Below are 11770 nucleotides of genomic sequence, written 5' to 3'. Positions count from 1 at the left end.
CCACATCAACATAACCGTGGTTTAAGCCCAAATGCAGCCGAGGGGCAGTATTGGATTAGCCACTAAACCGTGGCCAGTTTTACTTGACCACTACAACACGCAAGCATGGTACAAACGGATTGCTGTCACCAAGGCAGTATGAAGACCGTTTCAAATTGAATAACGGAGTGGTCTAAAGTTTTGGGGGCTATTCAGGCTGTTCATGCGGAAGTAATGTTAAAAGAACAGCAGACTGTAAGTTCTGAAGAGCTTATGGCGCATGTTCGCCAATCGCTTGGAGGATATAAAACGCCAAAGACGCTGAAATTTGTTTCAGAGCTACCTTTAAGCGCGGTGGGTAAAGTATTACGGCGTAAAGTGCGTGATGATTACTGGAAGGACTCACCTAGAAAAGTTGGCTGAGGAACGCATATTCACGACGCAGTTATAGGTTGTTAGTAATTTTATCGTGTTGCAGCGATTTGTTATCTGCAGGTCTTTTGAAGTTCAAAGAACGTCGCGCAGCACATAATAGTTGATGAGATTCGCAGTGACTTTTCGCCCTATCGCTCGGTATTGGCGAGAGGGGAACAGGTATATGAATTTATTTAAATGATTGAGGTGAGTATGGAATCCGCATTGAAATATGAAACACGGGGGCCCGTAGCGTGGCTAACTATGAATCGCCCGCAGGCAATGAATTCTATCTCTTTGGAAATGACGTCCTTGTATGAGAAATACTTACCTGAAATAGCGGCTGATGATTCCATTCGGGTGCTTGTGTTAACAGGGACCGGGCGTGCTTTTTGTGCGGGCGCAGATTTAAAGGAAGTGTTGGCCAGTGGGTCCTTGCCGCCAGGGGATGCTGATTTTCTCGAGCGTATCTGTGCGGTTTTCGATGCGCTACGCAATTTCCCTAAACCGGTTATTGCCTCGCTAAATGGCACCACGATGGCAGGCGGCTTAGAGGCCGCGATGTGTGCCGATATCGTGATTGCAGATGAAGACGCCAGAATAGGTGATGCACACGCGAATTTTGGTGTGTATCCGGGGGCTGGTGGTGCATCAATTTTACCGCGTTTGATCCCGCTAAATATTGCAAAATATTTACTCCTTACCGGAAAAACCTTATCGGCGAATGAAATGAAAGGCTACGGATTTGTTAATGAGGTTGTCTCCGGAGATCAGTTAGCAGCTGCCACACAGGAACTAGCTGAGGGTATTGCCCAAAAAAGCCCAATTGCTCTACAGCGTATGAAGATCGTTGCCAATGCCACACAGGGTGAAAGCCGCGATGTCGCACTACAGCATGAGCAAGTGATGCTGCGCCGGCATATGCGCTCATATGATATGGCGGAAGGGCTGCAAGCGTTTGCAGAAAAGCGCCAACCTGATTTTAAGGGTCGATAAACCATTAGGAATTCACAATGAGTAATATTTATATTGTTGGGGTGGGTATGACGCCTCTTGGACGTCATATCGATAGAAGTCTAGATAGCCTAACTGGAGAGGCTCTAGACGCCGCCTTAAAGGATGCTGGTTGCAATAAATCAGATATTGAAACGGCTTTTTACTCTGGCACCACACAGGGACACCTACAGGGACAGACGTTTGTGCCGGGGCAGATTGTTTTGAGTAAAAACGGTCTTGAAGGTATTCCAATTTTTAACATAGAAAATGCCTGCGCCTCTGGCAGTTCAGGATTTCACTTAGCAGTACAGATGTTGCGTGCTGGAAGTTGCGACGTAGCCTTGGCCATCGGCGCGGAAAAAATGAACATCCCCGATAAACAGAGAATGTTTTCGGTGTTCGATGGTGGATGGGACGTAACCGACCCGGCTAAAAATTTACAGGACTTGTTGGCGCCTGCGCTCGGGTTTGATGTGCCAGAGGGACACGAGTCGGAACGCCCTTACAGTGTGTTTATGTCGGTTTACGCCGCATTCTGCCGACATCATATGAAGGAATTCGGCACTACACAGCGACAAATCGCTGCAGTTAGTGCAAAAAATCATCAGCATTCAGTACACAATGAGCTTGCTCAGTTTCGTACGCCCTATTCGATAGATGAAGTACTGCAGGCTCCCCCTATAACGTATCCGCTAACGCTACCGATGTGTGCGCCGATTTCCGACGGCGCGGCGGCTATGATCGTGTGTAACGAAGAAGGCCTAAAGCGTATCGGAGCCGATCGGAAGCGAGCGATTAAAGTGCTGGCCACCGTGATTCGCAGTGCTACGGGACGACCCGCCGAAAGTCGTGAATTGCACTGTGAGCGTCTTGCTGCAGTCCAGGCCTACGAGATTGCTGGCTTGGGGCCAAAGGATATGGATGTTGCGGAAGTCCACGATGCGACTGCCATGGGAGAAATTATACACGCTGAGAACCTCGGCCTGGTTGGTTACGGAGAGGCTGGACCGGCGGCAGAACGTGGCGAGTTTAGCATTGGTGGACGTATTCCCATTAACACCTCGGGCGGCTTGGAGTCGAAGGGCCATCCAATCGGTGCTTCAGGTATCGGCCAGATCTATGAGCTAGTGACTCAACTCCGTGGTGAGGCAGGTAAGCGACAAGTTGATGGTGCGCGCTTGGCGATCCATGAAAACAGCGGTGGTCTTAATGGCATTGAAGAGGCCGTGGTTGCCGTAAACATATTTTCGAATGAATTAGGACTTTGATATGAGTTTTCAAATGACAGAAGAGCAGCGAGCGGCTACAGACGGACTGAGGAAGCTTCTTGATAATGTGATTGAACCGGAGTTTCTTGCTCATGGCGAAGGCTTTATTCCTCGGGAGAAAATGTCAGGCTGGATGAAGCAGTTGACGGAGTTCGGATTGATTAATGCGCCCCATCCAGAAGAACATGGGGGATTAGGTTTGGATTGGGTTACGCATCTGCGCTTGTTTGAAGAAGTAGCGTATACCTCTATGGATATCGCCATCCCGATTGTCATCAACATCGTCGGCGCGGACCTATTAATTCAGGGAGCTCCGCAGCATTTAAGAGACAAGTATCTTCCTGGTCTGATGAGCGGAGACCTATTTATTAGCATGGGAATTTCTGAGCCGGATGTCGGTTCTGATGTGGCTGCAGTGAGCACCAAGGCGGTGCGCGATGGCGATCATTGGGTTATTAATGGTGAAAAGACTTGGATTTCTAATGGTGAATACTCTGATGTCTTTATCTGTACCTGTAAGACGGGGCCCGGAGAGCTAACGCATATTCTTATCGATCGTGAAGAGCATGGGTACGAGGTACGTGGCATACCTAAAATGGCTTTGAACGGACAGTCTACAGCGCAGATATTTTTAACCGACGTACGGGTCCCTGTGGGAAATGTAATCGGTGAAGTTGGCGGGGGGCTAAAGAACACCCTAGTTACCTTCGAGCGTGCTCGTTGTCATATGGCAGCTTGGGGATACTCAATTGGACGTCGCGCAATGGATGAGGCAATTAAATACAGCCAGGAGCGGACGCAACACGGCAAGCCAATAGCGGGGCATCAGCTGGTAGCTGAAAAGATAGCGGTCATGGCTACAAAAATTGACGCTGCACGTCTGCTTGCGCTGCGCGCGGCAGATATGATTGATAAGGGGATTCGCTGCGACAAAGAATGTGCGATGGCAAAATGGTTTGGAACTGAAATTGGCTTGGAAGCCGCTCGAGATGCATTGCAAATTCATGGCGGAAACGGTGTCACTAAAGAATTTATTGTCGAACGTTTACTGCGCGAGGCGATTATTGGACCGATTCCTGATGGGACTACTGAAATTCAAAAGTTGATTGTTGCGCGTGCGATGACAGGAATTCAAGCCTTTCGCTAAAAGCGGAAGTATTTAGCTCATTTGCAGTTTTATAGATAGAGAGTAGGTATGAATTTACAGGATAAAGTAATCGTAATTACCGGTGGCGCATCGGGCTTGGGCCAGGCTACTGCCAAATATATGGTAAGGGAAAAGGGCGCAAAAGTTGCTCTGTTTGACAAAAATGTTGAGGCAGGCTTGGCTACTGTCGCAGAGCTAGGTGAAGATAGCGCAATTTTCTGTGAGACGGATGTCACCGAAGAAAATAGTATTGATATTTCCATTGCCGCTGTCATGGACAAATTTGGTGCCATTCACGTTGATATCAACGCGGCGGGAATTCCCCTTCCTTGCAAAATTCTAGATAGAGACGGCAGGGCGTCAGGCTTGAAGAAATTTGCAACCGTTATCCAGGTAAACTTGTCTGGCGTATTCAATGTGATGGCTAAGTGCGCTGAACAAATGGCTAAAAACCTACCGGACAGCAATGGCGAACGGGGTGTTGTTATTAATATTTCGTCGGGTGCTGCATTTGAAGGGCAAGTAGGGCAATCGGCGTATTCCGGGTCGAAAGCAGGTATCAACGGTATGAATATCCCTGCAGCTAGGGAGCTTGGGCCGCTAGGAATTCGAGTGAACTCTATTGCGCCGGGACTGTTTGGTACGCCGATGGTTAAGTCACTGGATGAAAAAGTGCAGCAGTCCTTGATCGATATGGTTGAGGCGCCAAAGCGTATGGGGGATATGGACGAGTTTGCACACACATGTGCTTATCTTGCGGAAAATTCATATGTGAACGGCCGTTGCCTACGTCTTGATGCTGCAACAATTTTACAGGCGAGATAGCACGCTAGAATGACAGGAATAAAAATAGTTACCTAAGTCATCAGTTTTTGGAGGTTTTTGTGCCGGTAAAATCGCATCTTATTCAATATCACATCGCTGCGCCCCAGACAGAGGCGCAACGGGTTTATAGTTTGCAGCGCAAAGCCTATATAGACGACCCTTACCCCTCGTATGAGCAGCGTTTGAAAAATATCGTTTCCTTACAGTCTTTGCTCTCTGAAAATGAACAGGCAATTATTGAAGCTGTTGCGCTGGACTATGGCCATCGTCCATGGGGGGAGACGACGTTAGTTGAATTATTTGGCTCTCACTCTGGTCTTCGTGAAATAAAAAAGCATTTAAAAACATGGATGAAACCACTGCGACGTAAAGTGACGTTATTTTACGGCGGAAAAAATCGTGTTATCCCACAGCCAAAAGGTGTGGTGGGCGTGATAGTACCGTGGAATTACCCTGTTTTTATGACAATAACCCAGGTGGCTATTTCGATGGCCGCTGGAAATCGAACGGTAGTAAAGATGGCTGAAAATTCGAGCCATTTACGCGATTTGTTGCATGGGCTCGTCAAAGAGAAGTTTGATGAAGCTATTTTTGCTATCGTACCGGACGCTAAAGGCAGTGATTTTTCCAGCTTACCCTTCGATCATATGTTGTTTACCGGTTCGCCAGCTACGGGTAAAGCCGTGATGGCCGCTGCTGCGCAGAATCTGTGTTCGGTCACGCTAGAACTCGGCGGCAAGTCTCCGACTATTGTATGCGATGATTTTGAATTGGAAAAAGCGGCGCAACGTATTGCGCAATACAAGTATATGAATGCGGGGCAAACTTGTTTGGCTCCTGATTATGTTTTTGTTCCGCGTGATAAAGTCGATCGATTTGTCGTCTTAGTTCAGCAAGCTGCTAATCAGTATTTCCCGGATGTAAAAGATCCTGAGGGTTATACTTCGATTATTGATACCGACTCTTACCAGCGTCTTAGACGTTGGTTGGAGGAGGTAAAGAATCAAGGGGCTCCGGTAATCAATTTGATGAGCGAGGACAGTTTCGATGACGTTAATCGAAAATTTCCACCGCATATTGTGATTGACCCTAGTGAAGACTGTGAGCTGCTAAAAACAGAAATATTTGGTCCTATTTTACCGGTCATTCCCTACGATAATCTCGATGAGGTTCTGCGATATATCGCGATTAGGGATAGGCCTCTGGCACTGTACTTGTTCAGTCATGATAAAAAAATACAGGAGCGTGTTGTCTATTCGTCAATTTCCGGTGGAGTGACGATTAATAACTGTGTAGTGCACTGCTTTCAGCATGACCTCCCCTTTGGTGGGGCAGGGGCATCCGGCATGGGCCAGTATCATGGGTATGAGGGGTTTGCAGAGTTCAGCAAAATGCGCCCCGTTTTTAAATACCCCAGTTATATAAGCAGCGCCATACTGTCTGGGCCCTATACTTCCAAACATAAGCTGTTATACCGCTGTCTAAACTGGTTGGGGTTGTAGGGCGACAATGGGTTTTGACACTGATGTTAAATGTCGAGCCTAAAAATTCTAATAAATAGCTGGTCAGATATAGGGCCGCCGGAGTTGTTTAATAATGATTGCATACCCCAATATTTTTAAGATTGTTATCATCGCAAGCTTGCTAGTTGCCTGCACCTCAAAGTCGACTGATTCTAATATCGAAAAGGATAGCGCGTCTGCCCGACTGCTGAATGCGGCGAGTGAACCCCAGAATTGGCTAACGCATGGCAGAACCTATGACGAGCAGCGGCATTCTCCGCTTGATCAAATTAACACAGCGAATGTGAACGACCTCGGTCTTGCCTGGTCCTTTGATATGACCACCAAGCGTGGTGTTGAGGCGACGCCGATAGTTGTTGATGGTGTTATGTACGTCACAGGCTCGTGGTCGATTGTTTATGCTTTAGATGCGAAGAGCGGCAAGCTATTGTGGGACTACGATCCACAGGTTGATCGAGCAACAGCGGTTAAGGCTTGCTGCGACGTTGTAAATCGTGGTGTTGCCTATTATGGCGGGAATGTATATTTAGGCACTATTGATGGTCGTCTTGTGGCACTGGATGCCACGTCCGGGAAAAAAGCCTGGGACGTTCTGACGGTTGACCCGACAAAGTCATATACGATTACCGGTGCGCCGCGTGTAATAAAAGGCAAAGTTGTCATTGGCAATGGTGGTGCTGAAATGGGAGTCCGTGGCTACGTTTCCGCCTACGATGCAATCACCGGTGAGATGCACTGGCGTTTTTATACCGTGCCGGGTAACCCAGCAGACGGGTTCGAAAATGATGCTATGAAGATGGCGGCCGCCACGTGGAATGGCGAGTGGTGGAAGTGGGGTGGCGGTGGTACGGTCTGGGACAGCATGGCTTATGACCCTGAATTTGACCTGCTTTACATTGGCGTAGGCAACGGCTCCCCGTGGAACCACAAGCTCAGAAGCAATGGAGAAGGTGATAACCTATTTCTGGCTTCGATCGTTGCGATAAGGCCGGATACCGGCGACTATGTATGGCACTATCAGACTACGCCAGGCGAAAGCTGGGATTACACGGCCACTCAACACATTATGCTTGCGGATCTTGTTATTGAAGGCAAGCTGCGAAAAGTGTTGATGCAGGCGCCGAAGAATGGCTTTTTCTACGTAATTGATCGAAAGACCGGTGAACTGATATCAGCGAACAACTATGTCGATATCAATTGGGCAAGTCATGTTGATATGAAAACCGGTCGGCCGGTGGAGCTACCCGGCGTTCGTGATTTCTCAGAGCCAAAAGTCATCACTCCCGGTTCCGGTGGCGGACATAACTGGCACCCTATGTCCTATGAGCCCGAAACAGGCCTTGTATACATTCCTGCACAGAACTTTCTAGCGTCCTACCTTGATCCGCAGGACCCGTCTGACAAACAGTACAAGCCTGACACCTCAAATCTCGGCGTTGATATGATGGGGCTTGCCGCTCCCGATCAGCCGGGAATTCGACCGGCAATGCGCAAGATGTTCAATAGCTTCATATTGGCATGGGACCCAATAACGCAAAAAGCCGTTTGGCAATTTGACCATAAAGACGTAGGGGCCAGCGGTATGGTGGCTACTGCAGGTGGTTTGTTATTCCAGGCAAACCCACAAGGTTATCTTACTGCTTACAACAGTCGTACAGGTGAGAAACTTTGGTCCCATTGGTTGCAAACGAATGCGATGGCAGCTCCGATTAGCTATCAGGTTGATGGTGAACAATATATTGCGATCGCGGCAGGTTGGGGCGGAGGGTATGCGACGATATTGGGGGGATTGACCGCCCAATACGAATTGAAAAATCGCTCTCGTGTCCTCGTGTATAAGCTGGGGGGCACTTCAAAACTGCCCGTGATTGAGAAATCTAATTTCGCGATTCCCTCACCGGCTGGAATGGTTACAGCAGATAATACTGTGCTGCATCAAGGTATGCTCTTGTACCACCGTAATTGTCAGCTATGTCATGGCGACAGAGCGGTCAGTGGTGGTGTTATACCCGACCTGCGTAAGTCTAGCAAAGCGGTCCACGATATGTGGCCAGGTATAGTCATCGGGGGAGCCTTGAAGGATGGAGGTATGGTGGGCTTTAGCAATATTTTAGATATGAAAGATGCTGAGGCGATTCGTCAATATATCTTACAGGAAGCGGCGAAAGCGTATGCGACGCAGAGTGCGTCAGAGAAAAAATGAGGCTCTATTACGCCAATGTTGCCGCAGTGGAAGTGTGGTGAAAAAGTTTTGTCAGTGGATATTGGTGGCGGTTTACTTGATTGTATTCCGCTTCGCATTGACTAAGCGTAGTTAGGTATTAGCTTTTCTGAATGTTATTGGAAAGTATTTCGTTTTGAAATTCTTTAGGGGTTTTTCCTGTCCAACGCTTGAAGCTATGAATGAAGGCTGTCAAATCACTATAGCCTAACTTATTCGCTAGATTTGTAATATTCATTCTGGGGTTCGCCAGCTGTGTGCGGGAATAATCAATTCGGCATTGCATCAATATTTTCCGGTAACTAGTGTCTTCCTTGGAGAGTGAAAAGCGAAGCTGCCGTTCCGATATATGCAGTTGCATGGCCAATCCACGGAGATTTGGCGGACTGTCAATTTGGGCCATTAATTCCTGGCGGATTTCTTCCGACCTTGAGCGTGCTAACTGGTTGATGCGAAGCTGTTCTTCGTAGTCCTCTCGATAGCTATTGAATGAGAATGGGTCGGCGAGTGGATTGGGTGTATTAAGTAATTTCTCGGAAAGCGTAACGCTATATTTGTCAGCGCCGACCATCGGTGTGACTCCGAAATGTTTGCTAAATGTAGAAATATACTCAGCGGCGCAATATTTCAGTGAGACGCTTTGAAAGTTTCTACTACTCCCTGTAATCAGAGACAGGTCTGTATTCAGTGCCGAGAAAGCGCCGGTAGCGAGAAATGTACTGGCGTGATCCGGAAGAGCGACACGATATGATAGAGAAAAAATCCCACTTCCTTCTTCTTCGTCAAAATTTACTGCTATCAGTGGCACTTGTAAGTGCAGATACCGGCGAAGAAAATTCAGGCTATCTCGTATTGTTGGGGCGAATTTCATGGGTATTACTAGTGGGGCGTAAGCGGTCATTGGGATATTCGAGCCTGCTTGGTAAGCTAATTCGTGGCCGGTAGGAAGCTCAGACATGATCTGGAGAATTTCGGCGAGCTCTTCATGTTGCCCTTCGAATGGGTTGCTCCCTATGGTTTGCAATAACGCCTCAAGGCGCTCCAGCGCAAGCGAGTTTGAAGTGTTTGATTCAACCAGCATTTCTTGAAAGTACTTCCAAAAAGTAGGTTTCGGCTGCGACATTGTATTTGCCTAAGGCTTGATAATTGGTAAGAAGGCCGATTTCACAGGCCTTCTGAGCATCAACATTACATGGGATGCTATTGTCGTCCTAAATTGTCAATTTCAACAGCTTTTTGTTTGTTTCGATCATTCTTTTACATTTGCTTACTATCTAGAATTGACGTCATTCCTTATACAACAGACAGGAAACCTCTAGGACGATGATAATGAATTATAAATTGACGGATGTTTCATCCACGGCGTCACAAACACCATTTGATATCCCTATAAGAAAAGACTTGCGTTGGGATTTTTCCAATGTTCCGGTGGATTTTGTTAAGGGACGTAGTCCATTGATTGGCTATTTCTGGGCTGCCTTCTCCATGGCTGCACCACCAGTTGAAAGTTTTTTTATAAAGGCGCTGCTACCTACTTTAGAAACTATCGAGAATGACGAAAAGTTACTCCAGGATTGTCGTGACATGATTAAACAGGAGGCCCAGCACTCGTCGGTACATCGAAAGCTAAATCAACATCTGGAAAAAAACGGCTATGACGTTGAGTCTGTCACAAAAATATACGATAAAGTCATCGAAAAAGTGACTGAGGGATTAACGGCAGTAGACATGATGGGCGTAGCCGCGGCCGGTGAACATTCGCTTTATTCCTTTGCACAAGTTTGGCATGAAAATCCGGAATTTAATGATGACATGCATGAGCAAGCGGCAAGAGTGTTCCACTGGCACTTCCTAGAAGAGGCGGAACACGGGGCTGTTAGCCATGACCAGTACCTCTATTTCGGAAAAAACAACTACTGGCACAGATTGAAAATGGCCTTCCGGTCTCGTCATTTGTTTTATATGTTTGATGACGCGGTAAATGTTATCGCTGAGGGTTTTGGTTGCAAGCCGACCCTGAGAGATCGCTGGGATTTGTTTTATTATAAATGGTTCAAGCCCGGAATCTTTCGCATGTTGGCATTTCGATTTATGGAATATCTTTCGCCTCGGTATTCATTGACCTTCGACCATGACGATATTCAGACAATGAAGCGTTGGAACGATAATTTATACGCCAGCCAACCGCCGGAAGTTTGAGATTACTTAGTTGCTAATTGTCTGATGTTGCTTTTCCAAGTTGCAACCATGGGGCGCCTCCTTTCTAATGAAGCGCCATAGCGACAGTGTGAGGGTGTGGCGACCTATCTGATGATTCACATTTGCAGGCATATTAGTCTCCGGAAATGTTCAGGTCATACGGTTGTGTCTCAGTGCTAGCAGTGAACGGCGATTACTCACTGGACTTCCCAGCATTTACTACTCGGTGTAGTTGGTATAGTCCAGTACGCGATAAAAACCTAGGTATCCGCTTTTATTGAATGGTCAGCGATTCGGTCAACATTATTGATTGAAATGCTAATTGGGTTTTCGTGCGTGTGCGATAGAGTGCAGAAATGAATTGATGAATCTCGTTCCTCATGCTGTTAAAGGTGTTGTTTGACCTATGAATAAAAATAAATTGATTATAATCATGGCAGCATTTTCTGTGTCAGCTATCGCTGAGCAGGAAGAATATAAGCCAATTTTGAAAATTGAAGAAGTCGTTGTCACTGCGCAGCGCCGCTCGCAAGACGTTAGAGATGTGCCCATCGCGATCACTGTTCTTGCGGGTGCCGATATGCGCGATAAGGCAATCTCCGATCTTACTGATATGGCCCATTTACTACCGAACGTGTCTATTAACACTGACTACAATGCGGTGTACATGCGCGGTATTGGCACGGCAGAGTTGAATGTGATCGGCGAACAGGCGGTGGCCTATATTCTGGACGATGTTTATGTGCCTAGATTGGACTTTCTTAAGCCGGGATTTTTGGATCTTGCGCAAGTAGAAGTAATGAAGGGCCCCCAGGGTACGCTTTATGGCCGGAACGCAACCGGTGGTGTGATCAAAATTGAGCACGGAACACCTTCTCAAGAGTGGGAGGGATATCTATCTGCTGAGCGTGGTGACCGAGATTTACGCAGTTACGAAATGGCGTTGGGCGGGCCAATTAGTGACAACTGGTCATTTCGAATTGCGGGCAGAAAGTCGAATGACGGTGGTTTTGTTGAAAATACGGTGACGGGAGAAAATTCTCGTGAAAAAGATATCGAACAGGCCCGATTCTCTATTCGAGGCGATCTGTCTGATAAGTTAACGTGGTTTCAAATCTGAAGTGCATCATCTGATGCAGTAGAAGAAAGGGTCAGCTGAAGGTAAGCTCATCATTTTTTTCTCCGGCAAGAGATGAAA

At 47.2% G+C, this 11770-nt stretch carries 10 protein-coding genes; 9 read left to right on the top strand and 1 reads right to left on the bottom strand.

The features are described from left to right. The first annotated feature begins 180 nt into the window (after positions 1-180). The 7 genes from HNQ57_RS17530 (at position 181) to HNQ57_RS17500 (ending at position 8355) form a co-directional block, all read left to right on the top strand. A complete protein-coding gene (locus HNQ57_RS17530; protein ID WP_226968315.1) occupies positions 181-402 on the top strand; it encodes an AMP-binding enzyme in 222 nt (73 codons plus the stop codon). A gap of 189 nt (positions 403-591) precedes the next feature. Further along, positions 592-1389 carry an enoyl-CoA hydratase/isomerase family protein gene (locus HNQ57_RS17525; protein ID WP_338112943.1) on the top strand — a complete coding sequence of 266 codons (798 nt, stop codon included), beginning with the start codon at positions 592-594 and terminating at the stop codon, positions 1387-1389. 17 nt (positions 1390-1406) lie between these two features. Next, positions 1407-2657, top strand: a complete 1251-nt coding sequence (locus tag HNQ57_RS17520; protein ID WP_184465212.1) for a thiolase family protein — start codon at positions 1407-1409, stop codon at positions 2655-2657. 1 nt (position 2658) lies between these two features. After that, entirely contained in the window at positions 2659-3804 is a 1146-nt protein-coding gene (locus HNQ57_RS17515) for an acyl-CoA dehydrogenase family protein (RefSeq protein ID WP_184465210.1), read from the top strand. Positions 3805-3852: 48 nt separating this feature from the next. After that, entirely contained in the window at positions 3853-4629 is a 777-nt protein-coding gene (locus HNQ57_RS17510) for an SDR family NAD(P)-dependent oxidoreductase (RefSeq protein WP_184465208.1), read from the top strand. A 59-nt stretch (positions 4630-4688) separates the two neighbouring features. Beyond that, entirely contained in the window at positions 4689-6131 is a 1443-nt protein-coding gene (locus HNQ57_RS17505) for a coniferyl aldehyde dehydrogenase (RefSeq protein ID WP_184465205.1), read from the top strand. A gap of 94 nt (positions 6132-6225) precedes the next feature. Further along, positions 6226-8355, top strand: a complete 2130-nt coding sequence (locus HNQ57_RS17500; RefSeq protein ID WP_184465203.1) for a PQQ-dependent dehydrogenase, methanol/ethanol family — start codon at positions 6226-6228, stop codon at positions 8353-8355. A gap of 118 nt (positions 8356-8473) precedes the next feature. On the opposite strand, the gene HNQ57_RS17495 is transcribed toward HNQ57_RS17500, so the two are convergent. After that, positions 8474-9496, bottom strand: coding sequence for an AraC family transcriptional regulator (locus tag HNQ57_RS17495; RefSeq protein WP_184465201.1), 1023 nt, complete (start codon positions 9494-9496; stop codon positions 8474-8476). Between the two features lie 206 nt (positions 9497-9702). Between HNQ57_RS17495 and HNQ57_RS17490 the strand changes: the two genes are divergently transcribed. Beyond that, positions 9703-10572 (top strand): metal-dependent hydrolase, encoded by an 870-nt coding sequence (locus HNQ57_RS17490; protein WP_184465199.1) that lies wholly within the window; start codon positions 9703-9705, stop codon positions 10570-10572. A gap of 406 nt (positions 10573-10978) precedes the next feature. Continuing rightward, the gene (locus HNQ57_RS17485; RefSeq protein ID WP_184465198.1) at positions 10979-11692 is read left to right on the top strand and encodes a TonB-dependent receptor; all 714 of its coding nucleotides are present in this window, start codon (positions 10979-10981) and stop codon (positions 11690-11692) included. Positions 11693-11770: the final 78 nt, after the last annotated feature.

Origin of the sequence: Zhongshania antarctica, assembly GCF_014202945.1 — a bacterium.
Taxonomy (GTDB): domain Bacteria; phylum Pseudomonadota; class Gammaproteobacteria; order Pseudomonadales; family Spongiibacteraceae; genus Spongiibacter; species Spongiibacter antarcticus.
Note: the sequence above shows the minus strand (reverse complement) of the source record. Positions and strands in the feature narration are given on the sequence as shown.

Excerpts from the sequence above, each read along its gene's own strand:
- HNQ57_RS17525 (WP_338112943.1), top strand. The coding sequence starts at position 592 with ATGATTGAGGTGAGTATGGAATCCGCATTGAAATATGAAACACGGGGG.
- HNQ57_RS17520 (WP_184465212.1), top strand. The coding sequence starts at position 1,407 with ATGAGTAATATTTATATTGTTGGGGTGGGTATGACGCCTCTTGGACGT.
- HNQ57_RS17515 (WP_184465210.1), top strand. The coding sequence starts at position 2,659 with ATGAGTTTTCAAATGACAGAAGAGCAGCGAGCGGCTACAGACGGACTG.
- HNQ57_RS17510 (WP_184465208.1), top strand. The coding sequence starts at position 3,853 with ATGAATTTACAGGATAAAGTAATCGTAATTACCGGTGGCGCATCGGGC.
- HNQ57_RS17500 (WP_184465203.1), top strand. The coding sequence starts at position 6,226 with ATGATTGCATACCCCAATATTTTTAAGATTGTTATCATCGCAAGCTTG.
- HNQ57_RS17495 (WP_184465201.1), bottom strand. The coding sequence starts at position 9,496 with ATGTCGCAGCCGAAACCTACTTTTTGGAAGTACTTTCAAGAAATGCTG.
- HNQ57_RS17490 (WP_184465199.1), top strand. The coding sequence starts at position 9,703 with ATGAATTATAAATTGACGGATGTTTCATCCACGGCGTCACAAACACCA.
- HNQ57_RS17485 (WP_184465198.1), top strand. The coding sequence starts at position 10,979 with ATGAATAAAAATAAATTGATTATAATCATGGCAGCATTTTCTGTGTCA.